Raw genomic sequence first — 19778 nt, forward strand, 5'->3', positions numbered from 1 at the left:
CGACGGCGCACAGGCGCCGTGTACGAGATGAAGCGGCTCGGCCGCGACGCCGCCGAACTCACGGCGCTGGCCGACCACCTGACCGCCCACGGCCTGGCCTTGGAGATGCTGGCCGGCCCGCTGCCCGGCATCTACGACCCGTCCGGCCCGCGGCCGGATGCTGTTCGGGTTCTTCGCCGCGATGGCCGAGACCGAGCGCGAGAGCATCCGTGAAGCCACCCTCGAAGGGCTCGACGCCGCCTCCCGCAAGGGCAAGCACGGCGGCCGGCCCCCCGTCATCACCGACGACATGCTGCACACCGTGCTGCGGCGCCGCGCGGCGGGCGAGTCCGTCGAGAAGATCCGGCCCGACCTGATCACCCCACTGGCAAGCGCAAGGGACAGAACCCCGGCCTGGCCAGCATCTACCGGGCGCTCGCCGAGCACGAGAAGCGCCAGGCGTACCCCGAAGCCGTCGGAGCGGCCCACGCCGACTTCGCTGCCCTCCATGCCGAAGGCGCCGACCGGTCGCTCTGAGCTACTGGTCACTTCGCCGGACCTTTGGGAGGACAGGGCACAAGGCCGGGGTACGAGCGCCTCCTCGACGAGGCGAAGGCCGAGCTGCCGGCCGAGCCCTGCGCGGAGTGCGCGTATCCCAAGCCGACATCGACGAGGGTGGGCAGTCGTGACGACCGGCATACCCCGGAGGCGGGTTGAAGGACCGCCGAGCCGGAGACGGGGACGACCCGGTTCCTGGGCTCATGGATGGTCTTCAGGGACGAGGCCGGGCAGCACCTGAAACCCGCCAAGGGGCGCACCCGGTCGGGGTGGAGCCGCACTCCGCCGGCCAAGGGCGAAGCGGGGGAGCGTGCGTTCCAAGCGCTCGCGGTCACGCTCGGGGCGACTGAGGATCATGTCCCTTGACGTGGTGTAGCTGATCATTCGGCTGTGCCGTGATACGCGTACCTGCCGCACCAGAAGAAGAAGCCCGACGACCCCTACATCCGCACGGTCATGGCGCAGATGGGCGCGATCGAGTCCACCCTGCAGCTCCTCGCCAACCTGGAGTGAACCCCGGAAAGGCAACGGGCCGCGACCGCCCCGCAGTTGGCCCCTTCTTCAGGTCGCGGCCCGGCACCCCGTCGTGCCACTGTCCCGCTACCGCTACCCCTCCGACACCAGCGACATCGAATGGGCCCTCCTGGAACGGCTCCTGCCCACCCCCGCCTGCCGGACCCCGAAGGGCGGGGCCCCGGAGAAGTGGCCCCGCCGGCGCGTGGTCGACGCCATCCGCTACATCACCGACAACGGGACGAAATGGCGTGCGTTGCCCGCCGACTTCGGCATTCCATGGCGCACGGTGTTCGGGTATTTCGCCCGCTGGGCGAAGGCCGGCGTGCTGCGGCACATCCTCGACCAGCTCCGTCGGCGGTTGCGGCTGTACCGCCGGCGGTGTCCCTGGCCGGTCCGGGTGATCGTGGACTCGCCGTCCGTCAAGGGCGCGGAGACCGTGTCGAAGGCGACGCGCGGCTACGACGCGAACGAACACATAAATGGGCGGAAGCGGCACCTCCTGGTTGATCAGGACGGCCTGCTCGTCGACCTGCTCGTCACGCCCGCCGACGTCCAGGATCGGGACGCGGCCCGCGTCCTGCTGACCCGCCTTCACGCCGAGCACCCCGAGATCGTCCTGGTCTGGGCGGACAACGGCTACGGCGGAGACGAGTTCAGCACCTGGGCCCAGACCACCCTCGGCATCACCGTCAAGGTCGTCTCCCGGCCCAAGGACGCCAAGGGCTTCGTCTTGTTGCCCAAGCGCTGGGTGGTTGAGCGGTCGAATTCGTGGACGATGCGGGCCCGCCGCAACGCGAGGGACTACGAACGCCTCATGTCCCACGCCGAAGCCCACATCCAGTGGGCCTTCATCACCCTCATGACCCGCCGCCTCACCCGCTCCCGCCGCCAAGCCAAGGCGTCGACGGTCAGCCTCGCCGCCGACTGACGACCAACGCGCTGCCGCTGCCGTTCGGAACGGCGACCATCGACGCCCAACCGAACGGCAAGCCGGAGAACCACCATGCTCCATGGCGCTGTGACCTGAGGAAAGGAGGTGTGACGCAGCTTCTTAGGGGCGGAGCATGTCGGTGATCCACAGGAAGGATTGTGAGTTGTTGGCGGAACCGCGATAGCCAACCTTGACGTAGGACTGTTCGTCGCCCGGCGTACACGATGTCGGATCGTGTCCGACTCTAGCCCGTACCACTGCCACCACACGCGGTCCGAGCGATGTGCTCACGACCAGCGGACCGCCGCTGTCGCCGTAACAGACAGCAGTGTCGGGCCCGGAGGCGAACAGTGTGTAGTGGTTGTCCCGGAGGTCCACGATTTTGACATGAGCCCTTTTCAGAGACCCACTGGACTGAGTGGACGTCGACGACGTGAAGCCGTATCCGTAGGCCCGGGCGGCAGTTCCCTCATTCCACTCGGACAGCACCCGGCTGTCGGCGAGGTCGAGGTCGGGTTGCGTCGAGGCCGTGCTGAGTTTGACCAGCGCGACATCACACAGTTCCGGTCTGTCCGGGGGGCAGTAGCCTCCGTAGTCCCACATACGACGAGTGTCCGCCACGGTGCGCTTCTCGCCCCCTGTGGAAGCCAGACGCCCACGGCCGATGGTCACAGTGTCCCCGATCTTCGGCTGACAGTGCGCGGCGGTGAGCACCCACTCCGGCTTGATCAGCACACCTGAGCAGTAGGTGCGCTGTTCCACAGGCGTCCCGTTGTTTGGCCTGATCAGGGCGGCGGCCCACGGGTAGTCGACTTCCTCTCCCCCGACGATCGCCACTGCCGACGGCGCGGATGCGGTGAACAACAGCGCCGAAATACATGTGACCAGCAGACGTTTGACTCTCAAGACGGGTCTCTCCCCAGGGCGGCATTGCGGTGATGCTCCGAAACGGTGCGTCACCATGTCACGCACCGTTGAAATCAGAGGCTATGCAGCGGCATCCGGCGTAGGAGGGGAACCGCCCCACTCTCCACCGATTGGGTGAACTAGCCGGGTACACCGTTGACACCTGTACATCCCCCTGCGGCCGCACGATCACCCGTCCATCGACGCCCAACCGAACGGCAAGCCAGAGCACCGTGCACTTCCCAACGCTGCTACCTGCAGAAAGAGGATGTGACAAGCTTCTTACCGTCGACGCCGACGTACTTGGCCAGCAGCGCGAGCGCGTCCATCACCGGCCGGTAGGCGGTGTGGTCGCACCGGAAGCCCAGCGTGTTCAGCAGCGGCGGCAGCATCTGCCGGTAGTACGAGCTGTACGACGACCGGAGCGTGGTGCGGACCTTGGCCTTGAACACCTTCTCGTTCGCCTTCGCCTCGGCCACCAGCTCCCGCAGCGTCCTCTCACCCACCACCGGGAACAGGGCCCGGCGTACGACCTCGTCGGGGTTGTCGACGGCGGCCGTCGCCAGCTTGAAGAGGATACCCTCCTTGCCGCGGACCTTCTTCAGCTCGGCGGTGAGCTGCTTCTCCGCCCGCCGCTCGGCGCGGGCATTGATCTTGTGGACCAGGGCGACCAGCAGCTCGACCAGGGCGTCGGTGATCTCCGCCTGCCGCGACCAGCACAGCGCCGCGAGCAGCGTGATCCGCACGCCCTGAGCCGTGTCGCGGAAGTCCGAGGGGTACATCTTGATCGCCCGCGCCCGCCAGGCGGCCACCAGCTTCTCCGAGCAGTCCGCGAACAGCCCGCCGGGCACCCCGAGCTTGCGTACATCGTTGGGCTTGGTGATCTCGGTGAGCAGGGAGTCCAGGCCGACCGCGCCCGGGTCGCGCTTGAGCGCGGCCAGCAGGGCGGTGCCCTCCTCGTTGTCCTGCGCGACCAGGGACAGCGGCCGGGTCGTGCCCGCCTCGCCCAGGCGCTCGATAACGCGGGCGCAGAACGTCGCCTCCCACCGGCCCCGGGCCGCGACCAGCATCTTCTCGACACAGGTCCGGCCCGGCGGCTCGATCTTCCGCGCCCGGTACTCGACCAGCAATCCATCGCACTGCCGGTCCTCAACCAGCTCGACCGGGTAGACCTCCGCGGCCAGCCACCTGGTGAGTGCCTCCTCGTCCGCGAGCGCAACCGGCCGGAACCCGAGCGCCTCGCGGATCTGCCTGCGGTGCCGCTTCGCGCCCGCCAGGTCGTACTTCGCAAGCTCGGCCGCCGGGACCTTCACCAACCCGGCGACGTACTCCACCGCCGGCTGCGGGAACTCCTCGACGAACTCCGGGAACCTGGCCTCGATCTCGAAGAACTTGAGCATGAGGCAGAAGCCCAGCCGGGTCGGACCCGACTTGTTCGCGACCAGCTCCCAGTCACCATCCACCAGGGTCCAGCACGCCACCACGTCCTCTGGTGACCACTCCTGCCGCACACAACCCCCTCGCCGTCGGGCCCCACGGGCGTTCACCCGCTCAGCTCAACGAGAGCGCAGGGCGCCGGGAAGCGGCGCGTGCGGACCTCCCAGGAACTACCGGCGGGTTACTTGTTCCCCGGTGTCTGCGCTAGGAGTTCGGGCACAATCAGGGAGATCGAACTGGGTGCCGTCCAGGGCGCGGAGCCGCAGACCAGTCGCGCAGGTAGGAGGCGACGCCGCTGCTCGGCCCGGCTGTGCTTGGCTATCGCCGCGTCGACCAGCTCGATGGTGAACACCTTCGTCAGAATCCCGATGCGCACCCGCTGCCCTGCCCTGCCCCCGTCACACCCGGGGCAGCGTCCTCCGCGCCCCACAAGCAACTGCATGGGGCGGAGGCGGCCCTTGGCCCCGGACCCGGGTCGCGTCCCCCGGTGACCGCCGCCGGTGTGCCTGCGGTGTGCGGCCCGGGGGCCGGGCCGCGCGCCGGGTGGCGGTGTCGGCTCCGACCCCTGCCGTACGCGACGCCGGGACACGGTCGGGATCTTTGTGGCTTCTGCCAGTACGGAGGCGGGCCCGGGTCCGTAGAGACTTCCCCACACGGGCCGCGGCAGCGCGCACCCGGCACGGGGGTCGCGGCCGTGGAATGTCGCAACGGGGAGGACACCACCATGAGCGCACAGCAGCAGTACGACGAAATCGGCGAGGCCTACGAGGGGTTCAAGGCCCTGCCCCTGGAACAGTACGTGGTGATACCCAGCTTCCTGAGTCTGGTCGGTGAAGTCTCCGGAAAGTCGGTCATCGACCTGGCCTGCGGAACCGGCTTCTACAGCCGGGAGTTGAAGCGGCGCGGCGCCTCAGAGGTGCTCGGTGTCGACATCTCCGGTGAGATGATCGCCGTGGCACGGCAGTTGGAGGACGCCGATCCGCTCGGTGTGCGCTACCAGGTCGGCGACGTGGCCGAACTACCGCCCGTCGCACGGGCCTTCGATGTCGCCCTGGCCGTCCAGCTGCTCAACTACGCGCCGGACATGGCCACCACGGAGCGCATGTGCCGCGCACTGCACCGCGCATTGAAGCCCGGCGGCGAGCTCTTCCTGCTCAACCAGTCGCCCGACTTCCGCTTCGACGGGCCCAGCCCGGAGCCCTACGGTTTCCGCAGCGAGCTCACAGGTGTGGAGGTGGAGACCGGGCCGCAGGTGCGGACCACGGCGCTGCTCGACCCGCCGGTCTCCTTCATCGCCAACCGCCCGCGCCGCGAGGTGTACGAGAAGTGCCTGCAGGCGGCCGGATTCAGCGAGCTGGCCTGGGTGCCGATGGCGGTGTCGGCGGCCGGTGAGCGCGCCTTCGGCGCGGAGTTCTGGGCGGACCACCACGCCAACCCGCCGCTGGAGATGCTGCACTGCCGGGCCTGACGGCGACGTGGCGGCGCGGCCCCGCCGCGGGGGGACGGGGCCGTGCCGCCACGTCGCCGCGCCGCCGGTTCAGTCCGCGCATCGCGCGGCGACCGTGCGGGCGGCCGCGGGGGTCGGCGGCGTCCGGGCGCCGTCGACCCCACGCCGTCACCGGCACGGCCTCGACGGCCGGCCTTCACACCGTGGCCGGCTCCTTTCGGACCTGCTGGACCTCCCGGGCCTCCCGGGCCTCGCCGCCGCCGCGCGACAGTCGGGCGTGCAGGACGGGACCGCCGAGGGTCACCGCGGCGAACAGGATCCCGGCGGTGATCAGCGCCGGGTCGGAGAACCACAGGCCGACCACCTGGTCGACGACCAGTGCCACCGCCACCAGGAGGACCTTCGCCGCCGCCAGGCCGAGGAAGAGGCGCCGGTCGAGCTGCGCCCTGCCGCTGCGGGCGAGGCGGCGGCCGACGAGACGGCCGACGACGCTGACGCAGAGCACCAGCACGAGGACGCGCAGCGCGTGCTCCCACGCGGGGGTGTCCCCGCCGAAGGCCCACACCACGCCCATGGCCGCGCCCGCGGCGGCGTAGGCGATCAGTGCGCGTAGGGACCCGGCCGTCGTGCGCCGTTCGCGGACAGGGCTGTGCCCGGCACACGCTCGGGCGCTGTAGACGGACATGTCTCGCCTTTCCTTACACAGATCACATATCTTGATGAACAACGCAAAACAACTTGCACTTCGAGTGTCATATGTTCGGGGGCGGCCGTCAAGCCCCTCCCTGCGTCCGCCGTCGTTTCTGCCCCGGTCAGTCCCCCTCGGCGGCGGCCTCGGCCTTGTCGGCCAGGTCCTCCAAGACCGCCTTCGGGTCGGCGTCCGGGGCGACGACACGGCCGATGTTGCGCTTGATGGTGTCGCTGACCGCCACCCACGACGGGTCGTCCACCGGGTAGAGGCGGGCCGTGCGCAGCGCGCTCAGGAAGTCCTCGTCCGTCGCGCTGAGGCCGCCGCCGGCCGGGGTGCGGGCGGCGGAGACGGTGGCCGGCAGCAGGTGGTAGCGACCCACGAAGTCCGACAGGTTCTTGTCCTGGTAGACGAACTCCAGGAAGCTGCCGATCTCCGCCCGCTTGTCGTTCTGTTTGAACGCCACCATCCAGTCCGCGACGCCCACCGTCGGCGGGGCCTCCTCGCTGCGCAGCGCGTCGGAGACCGGCATGGCGACGGTGCCGACACGGATGCCCTTCGCGGCCGCGTCGTGGGCGAGTGACGGATAGCCGTTGAGCATGCCGACCTCGCCCCGCAGGAAGGCCGCGAACGCGTCGGCGCGGTTCATCTCGGACGGGGCCGTGGGCCCGACGAGGCCGGGAGCGACCAGGTTGTCCCGGACCCACTGCCAGGTACGGACGTTCTTCTCGGAGGCCAGGCTGTAGTTGCCGCTGCTGTCGGCGTAGCCGCCGCCGTTGCTGAGCTCCCAGATCAGCGCCTCGGCGTGGGCCTCCTCGGGCCCCAGCGGCAGGGCGTACGGGTACGTCACCCCCTTCTCCTTGAGCGCCTTGGCGGCGGCCTTGAGGTCGGACCAGGTCTTGGGGGCCCCCTTGACGCCGGCCTTGGCGAACAGCGCCTCGTTGTAGAAGAGGAGGCGGCTGCTCGCCACGAAGGGCAGGCCGTACAGGCGGTTGTCGAAGGTCCCCGCCTCGGCGAGGGGCGGCAGGAAGTTCGCCTCGGCTCCGACCGAAAGGAGTTCCTCGGCGGAGTAGAGCTTCCCCTGCGCGGCGAAGTCCGAGTAGGAGCCCATGAGCGCCACGTCCGGCGCCTTGCCGGCCTTGACCATGCGGGACACCTCGCGGTCGATGTCGGCCCAGGGCAGCAGCTGGACCTCGACCCTGAGGCCGGGGTGGGCGTCGGAGAACGCGCCGGTCACCTTGTCCCAATAGGCCTTGGAGCTGGTCGCCGGGGTGTCGCCGTACTCGGCGGCCACCAGGCGGAGCGTGCCGCCGCCGGCTGCCCCGCCGTCCGCGGCACCGCATCCGGAGAGTTGCGGCAGGAGGCCGAGTACGACCGCGGTGGCGGCCGGCCCGAAGATCTTTCGTCGCACGAGCGTATTCCCCTGGTGTCACTTGGATGTCGCCGCGCACGGCGCACACCCTTGCGGAGGGATGCCCTGCGGCCCGGTGGCCGGAATCATCTCCCGGGATGGGAGTGATTGATTCCGCCCTGACGGCAGGTGTGGCCGATGATCCAGTCACAGACGTGCCGAGTCGTCTGTTCCCACGAGAACCCGGCCGTACGGACGCGCGTAGAGCAGACCGGGGGCGACCGGGCCTGTTCGACGGCACGGCCAACGGACCAGTCCGGGGCGGCGGCTCGTCCGGGCGAGGCCCGGTGTTCACGGTGCCCGACGGCCTTCTCCGAGGGCATGCCGCGGCCCGGGGCTCTCCTGATGCGCGTCGGGCGGGTGGCCGCCGGCGAGACGGGGCGACGCGCCCCGTCTCGTGGGCGGTGACGACGAACTGCCCCCGGCCCCGGACGCCCCGTGTGCCGAGCAGCCCCCTGCGGCCGCGCCCGCCGAAGGGTTAAGGCGGGGTCAACGCAGTCTTAAGGATCTGCCGAGCGCGGTCCGCCGCGCGGCGTCCCGGACGGCCGGCACGGGCTCCGTACACGTCGGCCACCCCGAGCGGCAGGGCTCCCACCTGCGGCTTCGCGCGCAACCCGGAAGCCCGGGGGCGTCCCGGCGTGCCGTTCGCAGCAGCACGGAAGCCTGTCCCCGCCGGATTTGTAAGACGGCGACAAGAACCGGACCCGCCCGCGACCGGGGGCGTATGCAGGACACGGGGAGCCAGTGACCATCGGATCGAGGAGTGTCCATGTCCCGGAAGCGGACTATGAGTCCTACGAAGAAGCTCGTGCTTTCCGTCACCACGGGTGCCCTGGTGGCAGGCGGGGCGATCGTCACGATGGCGACGGGCAACGCGTCCGTTCCCGACGCCGTGTGCCAGGGCTCGACGGTGACGCTGTCGGGCGAGGCCGGTCCCCCGGCAGCCACCAGCGGCACCTTCCCCACCGGCACCAAACTCAAGGTCACCAACCTCGACAACGGCCAGGCCACGACCGTCACCGTCAACGGCCCCTCCGGCAGCTGCGTCCTGCTCAACAACGCCGCCTTCGACCAGGTCCGCGAACCCGGCAAGAACCTCATCCGACGCGCCCGCATCGAACGCGTCGGCTGACCTTCCGCAAGGCCCCGTTCGGGGCCGGTCGGTGCTCTGGCGGGACACGGCGCCCGCCGCGTCCCGCCAGAGCACCGACCCCTGCCCTACCGAAAGGGCCCGCAGTACCCCGGCCCGGCGCCGCACCGGCCTCCGTACCGGCCCGGCGTGTCGGCGGGTGCCGTTAGGCTTCGTGGATGGCCCTTCCGGACACATCCCCCGACGCCTCCGCCGCTCTGCAGGTACTGCACCGCGTGTTCGGATACAGCTCCTTCCGCGGCGAACAGCAGGAGATCATCGAGCAGGTGATCGACGGTGGCGACGCGCTCGTGCTGATGCCGACGGGCGGCGGCAAGTCGCTCTGCTACCAGATCCCGGCGCTGGTCAGAGAGGGCACCGGCGTTGTGATCTCGCCGCTGATCGCGCTGATGCAGGACCAGGTGAACGCGCTGAACGCGCTCGGTGTACGGGCCGGCTTCCTCAACTCGACGCAGGATCCGTACGAGCGGCAGGCCGTCGAGCAGGCCTTCCTCGCCGACGAGCTGGACCTGCTGTACCTCGCCCCCGAGCGGCTCCGCACCGAGAGCGCCCAGCGGCTGCTCGACCGGGGCAGGGTGTCGGTCTTCGCCATCGACGAGGCGCACTGCGTCTCCCAGTGGGGCCACGATTTCCGGCCCGACTACCTCGCGCTGTCCATGCTGCACGAGCGCTGGCCGAAGGTGCCGCGGATCGCGCTGACCGCGACGGCCACGGAGGCCACCCACGCCGAGATCGTGGCGCGGCTGGGCATGGAGGACGCCCGGCACTTCGTCGCCAGCTTCGACCGGCCGAACATCCAGTACCGCATCGTCGGCAAGAACAACCCGCTCAAGCAGCTGCTGGAGCTGATCCGGACCGAGCACGCCGGGGACGCCGGGGTCGTCTACTGCCTCTCCCGGGCGTCCGTGGAGAAGACCGCGGCCTCCCTGGTGGAGCAGGGCATCGACGCCGTGCCATACCACGCCGGTATGGACGCCCGGGCCCGCGCGGCGAACCAGGCGCGGTTCCTGCGGGAGGAGGGGGTCGTGGTGGTGGCCACCATCGCCTTCGGCATGGGCATCGACAAGCCGGACGTCCGTTTCGTGGCCCACCTCGACCTCCCGAAGTCGGTCGAGGGCTACTACCAGGAGACGGGCCGTGCGGGCCGCGACGGCGAACCCGCCACCGCATGGCTGGCCTACGGCCTTCAGGACGTGGTCCAGCAGCGCAAGCTCATCGACGGTTCCGAGGGTGACGAGGCGCACCGCCGCTCCCTGGGCATGCACCTGGACGCCATGCTGGCGCTGTGCGAGACGGTCGAGTGCCGCCGCGTCAGGCTGCTGGCGTACTTCGGTCAGGCGGGGACGCCCTGCGGGAACTGCGACACCTGTCTGGCGCCGGCCGAGTCCTGGGACGGGACCGTCGCCGCGCAGAAGCTGCTGTCCACCGTGTGGCGGCTGGCGAAGGAGCGGCGGCAGAAGTTCGGCGCCGGCCAGATCATCGACATCCTGCAGGGCAAGAAGACTGCCAAGGTCATCCAGTTCGACCACGACGCCCTCTCGGTGTTCGGTGTGGGGGCGGACCTGGGCGCCGCGGAGTGGCGGGGCGTCGTGCGCCAGCTGCTGGCCCAGCGGCTGCTGGCAGTGGAGGGCGACTACGGCACGCTGGTGCTGACGGAGGACAGCGCGGAGGTGCTCGGGGGGCGCCGCAGCGTCCCGATGCGGAAGGAGAAGGCCCCCGCCGCGCCCTCCCGCAAGGCGTCGGGGTCGCGTACGGGGAAGGGCGCCCGTGTGCCGGTCGACCTGCCGGCCGCGGCCGAGCCGGTCTTCCTGGCCCTGCGCACCTGGCGGGCGGAGACGGCGAAGGAGCAGGGCGTCCCGGCGTACGTCGTCTTCCACGACGCGACGCTGCGGGAGATCGCGACGCTGCTGCCCGGCACGGTGGAGGAGCTGGGCACCGTCGGCGGCGTCGGCGAGGCCAAACTCGCCAAGTACGCCGAGGGCGTCCTGGACACCCTGGCGTCGTGTGACGCCGGTGCGCCGGGCCCCGCCTCCGCACGCCCGTCCGAGTCCGGCGCTCCGACTCGCCCAGGTCCGGCGCACCCGGCGTCCTCGGCGTCGGCCCGGTCCGCCGCACCGGAGGACGACGAACCCCCCTTCGACCTGGACGAGATGGATCCGCCGCCGTGGGACGAGGATGGGCGGTAGCCGCACGTCGGTCTCGACGGTGTCGGGGGTTGCCAGGGATCGACAAGGAGGAACAGGCGATCATCATTCCGGTGTCGCACACGTGCCAGCAGGGGGCGCCATGAGGTACGACCTGTCCGAGCGGCTGGTGATCGGGATCGCCTCCAGCGCCCTGTTCGACCTGTCCGACTGCGACGCGGTGTTCCGGGAGCAGGGCGAGGACGCGTACCGGGCCCACCAGGAGACCCATGTGGACGACGTCCTGGCCAAGGGCGTGGCCTTCCCCTTCGTCCGGCGCCTGTTGTCGCTGAACGACCTCGCCGATCCCGCGGATCCGCTGGTCGAGGTCATCATCCTCTCGCGCAACGACCCGGATAGCGGGCTGCGCGTCATGCGCTCGATCGCCGCGCACGGCCTGCCCATCAGCCGGGCCGTCTTTCGGCAGGGCCGGTCGGCACACCGGTTCATGCGCGCCCTCAACATGTCCCTGTTCCTGTCGGCCGACGGGGCCGACGTCCGGCAGGCGGTGGCGGAGGGGCTGCCCGCCGGGCACGTGCTGCAGACGGCGCGGGTCGACGACGAGAGCGACCGCGAACTCCGCATCGCCTTCGACTTCGACGGTGTGCTGGCGAGCGATTCCTCCGAGCGCATCTTCCAGAACGCCGGCATCGACGGCTTCCGTGCGCACGAGGTGCTCAACGCGGCCACCCCGCACGATCCGGGCCCCTTGAGCGAGTTCCTCGCGGGCATCAACCGCATCCAGCGCCGCGAGGAGGACAGGCGGCGCGAGGACCCCGCCTACCGGCTGCGGCTCCGGGTGTCCCTGGTCACCGCCCGGGACGCCCCCGCGCACGAGCGTGCCGTGCTGAGCCTGAAGAGGTGGGGGCTGCGGGTCAACGACGCGTTCTTCCTGGGTGGTATCGACAAGGCCGCCGTGATGAGCACCCTCGATCCGCACATCTTCTTCGACGACCAGGTCGCCCACCTGAACGGCACGGCACCGGCCACCCCCAGCGTGCACGTGCCGTTCGGCGTCGTGAACACCGCCGCACCGGCCCCCGCACCCCCGTCCGCCCCCGGGTGAGGAGCGCTCCCGGGCCGTCCCGGCACCGGCCGTAGGCGCGTGGCGAGGCCTGCCGGACGCCGGGGGGCGTCAGGCGGCCCGTACCGCCGGCCGGGCGCGCGGGGTGAGGGCGGCGTACTTCAGGGGCGCGGACGGGTCGATCGACACGTCGAGGGGCGCCGGCTCGGCACCGGAGCGGAACAGAAGGGCGCCGACCGCGGCGATCATCGCGCCGTTGTCGGTGCACAGCGTCATCGGCGGGACCCGCAGCTCGATCCCCGCCGAGGCGCACCGCTTCTCCGCGAGGGCGCGGACGCGGGAGTTCGCCGCCACGCCCCCGACCACGATCAGCGTCCTGACGCCGTACGCGCGGCAGGCCGCGAGCGCCTTGCGGGTGAGCACGTCGGCCACGGCCTCCTGGAGGGCGGCCGCGCCGTCGGCGACGGGTACCGCCTCGCCGCTCCGGGTGTGCTGCTCGACCCAGCGGGCGGCGGCCGTCTTGAGACCGGAGAAGGAGAACGCGTACGGGTCGTCGGAGGGCCGGGTCAGCGGGCGCGGGAACGCCACGGCCTGCGGATCACCGTCCCGGGCGGCCCGGTCGATGGCGGGGCCGCCCGGATACGGCAGGCCCAGGATCCTGGCGACCTTGTCGAAGCACTCCCCGGCCGCGTCGTCGAGGGTGTCGCCGAGGTGGAGGATCGGCTCGCGCACGAGGTCCCGTACGAGCAGCAGCGAGGTGTGGCCGCCGGAGACGATCAGCACTACGCACGGCTCGGGCAGCGGGCCGTGCTCCAGGGTGTCGGCGGCGACGTGCCCGGCCAGGTGGTGGACTCCGTACAGCGGCACCCCGGCCGCGTAGGCCACGGCCTTCGCCCCGGCCAGCCCGACCTGGAGTGCCCCGGACAGCCCGGGGCCGGTGGTGACCGCGACGGCGTCGATCCCGCCGATCCGCAGCCCGGCCCGGTCGAGGGCTTCCCGGACCACCGGGTTGAAGGAGTGCAGGTGGGCACGGGCGGCGATCTCCGGCACCACGCCGCCGAAGCGGGCGTGCTCGTCCATGCTCGACGCCACCACGTGGGCCAGCAGTCTGCCGTCCTGCACGATGCCCGCCCCGGTCTCGTCGCACGACGACTCGATCCCCAGTACCACCGGTCCGGCCATGGCCCCACTCCTTATGCGATCATTCAGTATCTGCAATATATGTGCAACAAGGGTGCAGGGGCGCCGCCCCTCCTGCCGCACGTCCGGACCGGTGCGCGGCCCTGTCGTCAACGGTGTCCGCCCGCCCAGCCGCCCCCGGTCATCGGCGGCCACGCCGCCCAGCCGTCGGTCGCCGGGCTGTCGGCAGACGCCGGCGGCCTCAGGAGATGAGCGAACGGCCGGTGGGTGCGAGGCGCAGGGTCCGAGGAGCGGACGCCTGTTCCCGCTCCAGCGCCGGCAGCACTTCCTCCCGTGCGACGCGGTGTGCGCGCAGGGCGGCCAGGTGCCGCCGATGAGCGTCCTCACCGGGGTGGGGGGTGAGAACCACGACCGCGTTCTCCCCGGTGCGGACCGGCAGCCGGGAAAAGGTGTTGGGTGCCGTCTCGGTGGCGTACACGGCGAGCGGTGCCGCTCCGGTGCCGCGGAGCAGCGGGAGGAGGCCCTCTCTGATCAGCCCGGCCCCGAAGCTCCGTCCGGGCGGGAAGGACCACACCGTCGCGGACACGAAGCGCTCGGGCGCCGGGGTCCCGGGGCGCGGCCGCTCGGCTGGGGCGGCATGAAAGCCGCTGCCCTCCGTCAGGGGGCGCAGGAGGAGGACGTCGTCGGAGTCGGTCATGGCGGCATTGGCCTCGGTACGGTGCCGCGCCCAGACGGGGCCGCCGTAGAAGGACGTGAGCGCGTCATGCCGTGCCGCCATGTCAGGGAAGCCGCGCAGCCAGACGAAGCGGTCCGGGTCGTCGAGGTCGCGGAATTGGCCGAGGACGACCATCCCCTGCTCCTCCTGCGATTCGACCAGCTCCCGGTCGAAGAGATCGATGAGGCCGTCGCGGCGGCCGGGACGCAGCGTGTACTGGCGGAGCTCGATCACGGCGAGGTGGCGGGCCGGGTCGATGGGCGGCACGGCGAACTCTCCTTCTGCTCGGTCGGTGGCGGTCCGGTGCGGTCCGGTGGGCGGCGTCGCCTTGCCCGGTGTCCGGCCGACGGTAGACCTCGCGCGTGCCAGGTGCTGTCAGGGTTTCCGGGGAGAATGAGCCCATGTCTGCCGGTCGCCTCCTGTCGGTCCTGCTGTTGCTGCAATCGCGCGGCCGCTTGTCCGCACGGGCGATTGCCGAGGAGTTGGGCGTGTCCGTGCGGACGGCCTACCGTGACGTGGAACGGCTGCAGGGCGCCGGGATACCGGTGTACGCGGAGCCCGGGCGCGCGGGCGGCTACCGGTTGCTCGACGGCTATCGCACCCGCCTGACCGGTATCAGCGAGGGTGAGGCGCGGGCGTTGCTCTTCGCCGGGCTGCCGGACGCGGCCGCCGATCTGGGGCTCGCGGAGGAGGTGTCGGCGGCGCGGCTGAAGCTGCTGGCCGCGCTACCTGCGGGGCCGCGGGAGGAGGCGGCGCGGACGGCGGCGGTGTTCCATGTGGACGCCCCGGGCTGGTACCGGGAGCCCGAGCGGACCCCGTACCTGCCGCTGTTCGTCGACGCGACGCTCACCCGGCGGGTCGTGCAGGTGCGCTACCGGCGCTGGCGCGCACCGCAGGAGGTCTCCCGCCGTCTGCACCCCTACGGCCTGGTCCTCAAGTCCGGCGTCTGGTACGTCGTGGCCGCCACGGAGGACGCAGCGGCGCCGACCCCGACGACGGCGACCTACCGGGTCGCCCAGGTCCTCGACGCGACACTGGGCGACGAACGCTTCGACCGGCCGCGGGAGTTCGAGCTGGGCGCCTACTGGGCCTCCTACCTCGCGGACTTCCGGGCGCGCCGCTACACGGGGACGGCCACGATCCGGCTGTCCCCGCGGGGACGCCTGCGCCTGCCCGACAACGTCGCACCGGAGGTGGTGCGGGCGGTGGACGCCACCGCGACCGCCGTCGGCGGGGAGGGGTGGGTGGAAGCGGTCGTACCGACGGAGAGCACCGCGCACGCGTGCGGCGAACTGCTCCGACTCGGCGCGGACGTGGAGGTCGTCGCACCGGCCGAACTGCGCCGGGCCATGACCGACACCGTGGGATCGCTCGCCCGGACGTACGGCCTCACCGGCCCGGCCTGACCTCGTCGGCACGGCCGGCCGCGCTGCGACCGGGGAGCGGTCGGCGCCGCTCCCCCGGAATGTATCGGCCGGGGCATCACCTCGGCACCGGCGTGACGCGGACGCTCTCGCGCACGGTCACCTGGTCGATGTCGGTGGTGCGCACCGTGATGTTCAGGATCCACTCACCGGGCATGGGGATCTGCAGGTCATAAGCAGCCCAGTACCCCTTCTGGTTCTTGAGCCGGGCGTCCAGGGGGCCGATCCCGAGGTCGTCCTGGGTGAGGGTGAGGCGGAGTTCCGGGACTGCGGCGAGACCGCCGTCGGCGGTGAAGACGACGGCTTCGACCGTGTTCTCGCCGACCTGACCAGGGGTCAGTGTGATCTGCACCGTGCCGCGGTGATGAGGCTTTCCCATGTCGAAGGGGACCGTGACCACCTTCACCCGCGGCTCCTCCGCGGAGGCCGCCGGGCTCCCCCCTTCGGCGGCTCGGCCGGGCTGGGTACCCGTGAGCAGCGTGGTGATCGCCAGGATCAGGACACCGAGTGCGGCCTCGACCGCGACCGTGCGGCGCAGGCCGCGCCGCTCGGTTCCGGCCTCCTGTGCGGGCGGTTCCGGTTCGTCGCCCCGCCGGTCCCGCTGCGGCGCGGCGGACGCGGGTCCGGGCCCCGTACCCGCCGGAGACGAGGTTGCGCCGACCGTGTGAGCGGCGGGAACCCGCTCGGGAAGGGCCGGGGTCGGCGTCCGCCCGGTCGCCGCCTCGCGGACCAGGCGGGCGGTCCAGCGGCGGGAGAAGGAGGCGACCCACAGCGTCAGGACCACGACAACCGTTTTCACGACCAGGGTCTTGCCGTACGAGGTGGTGGTCAGCGCCTCCCAGGACCCGACTTGCCGCCAGGACTGGTACGCCCCGGTGCCCACCAGGACGGCGACAGCAGTGCGAGCGAGCCGGGAGAAGCGGCCGATCCCGGCCGCCGGGATGGCCGGACCGCCGGGTGCCCGGCTGCGCAGGAGGAGCAGCAGCGTGAGCAGACCGCCCAGCCACACCCCCATGGCCAGGAGGTGTACGACGGCGACCGGCATGGCCAACGCCACCTGGAGGCCGGTGGATGCGTGTTCCGCCGAGGCCCAGGTGAAGGCGAGGGCCACAGCCAGGAGCACACAGGCCAGGCGGAGCCGGGCGGAGGGACCGCGGGCCGGTGGCGCGTCGTCGAGGAGGCCGAGCCGCGAGGCCGACCGCTTCAGCAGCACCGCGGCGAGGACCAGGAGCGCGAGCCGCGCGACGAGCGCGCCGCCCGGCCTCCCGGAGACGGTGCGGGTCAGCTGGGCGGGGTCGAACACCGACGTCACCGCGTCGGCCGTCTCGTACGGGCCGCGCAGCAGCACCAGGGCCACCGTGGACGCCGCCAGAGCCGTCCACCCGATCACCAGCAGCCTGCGCACCGGACGGGCCGCGCCCGCCGCGGGCCTGCACACGAGGACGACCGCGGCAGCTCCGACGAGGAGGGCCATACCGCTGTAGGCGACGTAGCGGAAGATGCCGTACAGGCGGCCGACCGCCGTGCCGTCCGGCGATCCCGCCACCAGCACCGCCGACGTCTCGGACGGCTCTCCGAGAGAGAAGGTGAACGCGCCGGAGATCGGGTGGCCGTCGGCGGAGACGACCCTCCAGGCCACCGTGTAGGTGCCCCGGGGCAGGTCGTCGGACAGCTCCACCCGGGCGGTGTTCTCCTTGCGGTCCACATGCTGCGCCGGGCGGGGGTTCACCCGCTCGTTCCGCGGCGACAGCACCCGCAGCGAGTCTTCGACGAAGCCCACCGACTCCGTGAAGGTGAGCGTGACGTACCGGGGGTCCGCGGTGAGGACGGCGCCGTCGCCGGGGTCGGATCCGCTCAGCCCGGCATGCGCGCAGGCCGGTCCGGCCCCGCCGAGGAGCAGCGCGCACAGGGCGGCGAGCAGCGCCAGGACGGTCGACGGCCTCCTTGCGGAAGGTGATCCACTGGGCATGAAGGCACGGCCTCCGGAGCGACAGTCGCGGGTGGTGGCACCACCGGCGGGAGTCCGTTCGGTGGGGGGAGTTGTGGACGATAGTGCCGCTGTCGAAGGGGCCGGACGGATCTAGCAACTTCGGCTAAAGACAGCGCGGACGGCGCGCGCCGGGCCGCTCCCCCTTGTATGGCCCCTCCCCTGCGTGGCCGCCCCGGTAGCGGCCACGCAGCCGTGCTGTCGCCGGCCTCAGCAACCGCCGGAGGCGGCAGGCGCCGCGCCGATGCTCAGGGTGGCCGGGGTTCCGCAGCATCCGCCGCCGGCCTCTTCCGTTGCTGCGGGCTCGTCGAAGAGACCCGCGCCGCCGCAGACCCCGGTCTCCGGGAGGGTGAGCTCGACGCGCTCCGCCGCCTCGCGATCCCCCGCGAGGTGCGCGGCGATGGAGCGGACCTGCTCGTAGCCGGTGAGGGCGAGGAAGGTGGGGGCGCGGCCGTAGGACTTCATGCCGACCAGGTAGACGTCCTTCTCCGGGTGGGAGAGCTCGCCCACACCGTGGGGGTAGACGGTGCCGCAGGAGTGCTGGTTGGGGTCGATCAGTGGCGCGAGCTCGACCGGGGCCTGGAGGCGCTCGTCGAGACCGAGACGGAGCTCGTCCAGGAAGTCGAGGTCGGGGCGGAAGCCCGTGAGGACGATGACTTCGTCCACCGGTTCCAAACGGCGGCCGTCCTCCCCGACGAGAACCAGGCGGCCGTCCCCGTCTCGCTCGAAGGCGTCGGTGCGGAAGCCGGTGACCGCGTCGGCGTGGCCGCCGTCGACCGCGGCCTTCGCCGCCAGCCCGAGGGCGCCGCGGGCGGGCAGTTGGTCGGCCTCGCCACCGCCGAACGTGGAGCCGGAGATACCCCGGCGCAGGATCCACGTCGCGTGCGTGCCCCGGCCGTCGTCGGCCTCGGCGAGGGCGGCCAGGGAGGCGAGGGCGGTGAAGGCGGAGGCGCCGGAGCCGATGACCGCGGTGCGCTTCCCGGCGTAACGGGCACGGGCGGCGGGGTCCTTCAGGTCGGGGACGCGGTAGGTGATGCGGTCGGCGGCGGCCTTCTCGCCGAGGGCGGCCAGTCCGCTGCCGCCGGCGGGACTCGGGGTGGACCAGGTGCCGGAGGCGTCGATGACCGCGCGGGCGAGGAGGCGGTCTTCGTGGCCGTCGGCGTTCTCGTAGTGGACGACGAAGGGCTGGGCTTCACGGTCGGCGTCGACGATGCGGTCGCGGCCGGTGCGGGAGACACCCGTGACGCGGGCGCCGTAGCGGACCCGCTCGCCGAGCACGTCGGCGAGCGGTTGGAGGTAGCGCTCGGCCCAGTCACCGCCGGAGGGGTAGGAGTCCTCGGCGGGCTTGGTCCAGCCGGTCGGGGCGAGGAGCTTCTCCGCGGCCGGGTCGACGACCTCGCCCCAGCGGGAGAACAGCCGCACGTGGGCCCACTCGCGCACCGCGGCCCCGGCGACGGGGCCGGCCTCCAGGACGAGGGGGGTGATGTCGCGACCCAGGAGGTGGGCGGCTGCTGCGAGTCCGGCGGGGCCGGCTCCGATGACGACGACGGGCAGCTCGGTGGTGGTCTCGCTCATGGCAGATCTCCGGTCTTCGCGCAGGCGGACGGACGGATGGGTGGGAGTCGCGGGCGGTCAGCAGCAGCGGGTGCGACAGCAGGGCGCGATCCGGTCGGGAGCAGGGGTGACCGGATCGTTCATGACGACTCCCGGTTGTTTCGACGTTCGTCAATGGCTTGTGCGGTCAGCATGGCACCTGCATCGACAGACGTCAACATAGACATTTATCGAATTAACAGGCGGAGTCGACCCCCTCCACCCTTGGTTCGATGTGTGTCAACATAGATGTATGTCGAATGCGAAGGTTCTGCCGCTACTGGAGCCCGACGTCGTCGCAGCCTGCTGCCCGCCCCTGGCCGAGCGCCCGATGTCGGCCGGGGAGGCCGAGGTCGCGGCGAGGATGTTCAAGGCCCTCGGCGACCCCGTGCGCCTGCGCCTGTTCTCCGCCGTCGCCTCGCACGAGGGCGGCGAGGCGTGCGTCTGCGACATCTCCGACGTCGGCGTCTCCCAACCCACCGTCTCCCATCACCTGAAGAAGCTGAAGGAGGCCGGCCTACTGTCCTCCGAGCGCAGGGGGACGTGGGTGTACTACCGGGTCGAGCCGTCGGTGCTCGCCGCCATGGGCGCACTGCTGACAGGCGCCGCGAAGACGGCATGACAACGGCGCGGCTCGGGGGGCCGCCGCCCGACGCGCCCCCAGTGGGCCGAGCAGACGCCGATCGCCG

The 19778-nt window shown here is 71.7% G+C and carries 16 protein-coding genes and 2 pseudogenes; 9 read left to right on the plus strand and 9 right to left on the minus strand.

All coding sequences use genetic code 11. The features are described from left to right. Window positions 1-18: 18 nt before the first annotated feature. The 3 genes and pseudogenes from ACFW2G_RS12710 to ACFW2G_RS12720 form a co-directional block, all read left to right on the plus strand. Window positions 19-213: a hypothetical protein gene (locus ACFW2G_RS12710; protein WP_384454755.1), complete on the plus strand. Its 195-nt coding sequence runs from the start codon at window positions 19-21 to the stop codon at window positions 211-213. Further along, complete coding sequence (locus ACFW2G_RS12715) at window positions 182-778, plus strand: hypothetical protein (RefSeq protein ID WP_384454757.1); 597 nt, start codon at window positions 182-184, stop codon at window positions 776-778. Before ACFW2G_RS12710 ends, ACFW2G_RS12715 begins: the two co-directional genes overlap by 32 nt. Window positions 779-1129: 351 nt before the next feature. Beyond that, window positions 1130-1936, plus strand: a pseudogene (locus ACFW2G_RS12720) (IS5 family transposase); the annotation flags it as partial. 168 nt (window positions 1937-2104) lie between these two features. On the opposite strand, the gene ACFW2G_RS12725 reads toward ACFW2G_RS12720, so the two are convergent. The 3 genes from ACFW2G_RS12725 to ACFW2G_RS12735 all read right to left on the minus strand — a co-directional run bounded on the left by ACFW2G_RS12725 (window position 2105) and on the right by ACFW2G_RS12735 (window position 4703). Beyond that, window positions 2105-2890, minus strand: coding sequence for a S1 family peptidase (locus ACFW2G_RS12725; protein WP_384581643.1), 786 nt, complete (start codon window positions 2888-2890; stop codon window positions 2105-2107). A gap of 251 nt (window positions 2891-3141) precedes the next feature. Continuing rightward, window positions 3142-4437, minus strand: a complete 1296-nt coding sequence (locus ACFW2G_RS12730; protein ID WP_384581641.1) for a DUF4158 domain-containing protein — start codon at window positions 4435-4437, stop codon at window positions 3142-3144. Between the two features lie 71 nt (window positions 4438-4508). Further along, window positions 4509-4703 carry a transposase domain-containing protein gene (locus ACFW2G_RS12735; RefSeq protein ID WP_384454765.1) on the minus strand — a complete coding sequence of 65 codons (195 nt, stop codon included), beginning with the start codon at window positions 4701-4703 and terminating at the stop codon, window positions 4509-4511. Window positions 4704-5051: 348 nt separating this feature from the next. Here ACFW2G_RS12735 and ACFW2G_RS12740 point away from each other — a divergent pair, with 348 nt between their 5' ends. Beyond that, a complete protein-coding gene (locus ACFW2G_RS12740; protein WP_384454768.1) occupies window positions 5052-5795 on the plus strand; it encodes a class I SAM-dependent methyltransferase in 744 nt (247 codons plus the stop codon). A gap of 175 nt (window positions 5796-5970) precedes the next feature. Here the strand turns inward: ACFW2G_RS12740 and ACFW2G_RS12745 are convergent, their stop codons facing one another. Beyond that, window positions 5971-6459, minus strand: coding sequence for a hypothetical protein (locus tag ACFW2G_RS12745; protein ID WP_384456658.1), 489 nt, complete (start codon window positions 6457-6459; stop codon window positions 5971-5973). Window positions 6460-6586: 127 nt separating this feature from the next. After that, on the minus strand, window positions 6587-7873 hold the full coding sequence (locus ACFW2G_RS12750; RefSeq protein ID WP_384585381.1) for an extracellular solute-binding protein: 1287 nt from the start codon (window positions 7871-7873) through the stop codon (window positions 6587-6589). A gap of 886 nt (window positions 7874-8759) precedes the next feature. On the opposite strand from ACFW2G_RS12750, the pseudogene ACFW2G_RS12755 reads away from it, so the two are divergent. From ACFW2G_RS12755 to ACFW2G_RS12765, 3 genes and pseudogenes are all read left to right on the plus strand, one after another. Beyond that, a pseudogene (locus ACFW2G_RS12755) lies at window positions 8760-9005 on the plus strand (hypothetical protein); the annotation flags it as partial. Window positions 9006-9181: 176 nt separating this feature from the next. Beyond that, window positions 9182-11209: a DNA helicase RecQ gene (gene recQ, locus ACFW2G_RS12760; protein WP_384585384.1), complete on the plus strand. Its 2028-nt coding sequence runs from the start codon at window positions 9182-9184 to the stop codon at window positions 11207-11209. A 100-nt stretch (window positions 11210-11309) separates the two neighbouring features. Further along, entirely contained in the window at window positions 11310-12272 is a 963-nt protein-coding gene (locus tag ACFW2G_RS12765; RefSeq protein WP_037916918.1) for a 5'-nucleotidase, read from the plus strand. Between the two features lie 69 nt (window positions 12273-12341). Here ACFW2G_RS12765 and tsaD read toward each other — a convergent pair whose 3' ends face one another. Further along, window positions 12342-13412 (minus strand): tRNA (adenosine(37)-N6)-threonylcarbamoyltransferase complex transferase subunit TsaD, encoded by a 1071-nt coding sequence (gene tsaD / locus ACFW2G_RS12770; protein WP_384456240.1) that lies wholly within the window; start codon window positions 13410-13412, stop codon window positions 12342-12344. A gap of 199 nt (window positions 13413-13611) precedes the next feature. Next, window positions 13612-14352: an NIPSNAP family protein gene (locus ACFW2G_RS12775; RefSeq protein ID WP_384585387.1), complete on the minus strand. Its 741-nt coding sequence runs from the start codon at window positions 14350-14352 to the stop codon at window positions 13612-13614. 134 nt (window positions 14353-14486) lie between these two features. Between ACFW2G_RS12775 and ACFW2G_RS12780 the strand changes: the two genes are divergently transcribed. Further along, complete coding sequence (locus ACFW2G_RS12780; protein WP_384585391.1) at window positions 14487-15491, plus strand: helix-turn-helix transcriptional regulator; 1005 nt, start codon at window positions 14487-14489, stop codon at window positions 15489-15491. Window positions 15492-15567: 76 nt separating this feature from the next. Here the strand turns inward: ACFW2G_RS12780 and ACFW2G_RS12785 are convergent, their stop codons facing one another. Continuing rightward, on the minus strand, window positions 15568-17478 hold the full coding sequence (locus ACFW2G_RS12785; protein ID WP_384585394.1) for a copper resistance CopC/CopD family protein: 1911 nt from the start codon (window positions 17476-17478) through the stop codon (window positions 15568-15570). A 228-nt stretch (window positions 17479-17706) separates the two neighbouring features. After that, window positions 17707-19071 carry an NAD(P)-binding domain-containing protein gene (locus tag ACFW2G_RS12790; RefSeq protein ID WP_384456252.1) on the minus strand — a complete coding sequence of 455 codons (1365 nt, stop codon included), beginning with the start codon at window positions 19069-19071 and terminating at the stop codon, window positions 17707-17709. Window positions 19072-19342: 271 nt separating this feature from the next. On the opposite strand from ACFW2G_RS12790, the gene ACFW2G_RS12795 reads away from it, so the two are divergent. Then, window positions 19343-19711 carry an ArsR/SmtB family transcription factor gene (locus tag ACFW2G_RS12795; RefSeq protein ID WP_384585397.1) on the plus strand — a complete coding sequence of 123 codons (369 nt, stop codon included), beginning with the start codon at window positions 19343-19345 and terminating at the stop codon, window positions 19709-19711. The last annotated feature ends 67 nt before the right edge of the window (window positions 19712-19778 follow it).

This window comes from Streptomyces sp. NPDC058880, assembly GCF_042742535.1.
Taxonomy (GTDB): Bacteria; Actinomycetota; Actinomycetes; order Streptomycetales; family Streptomycetaceae; genus Streptomyces.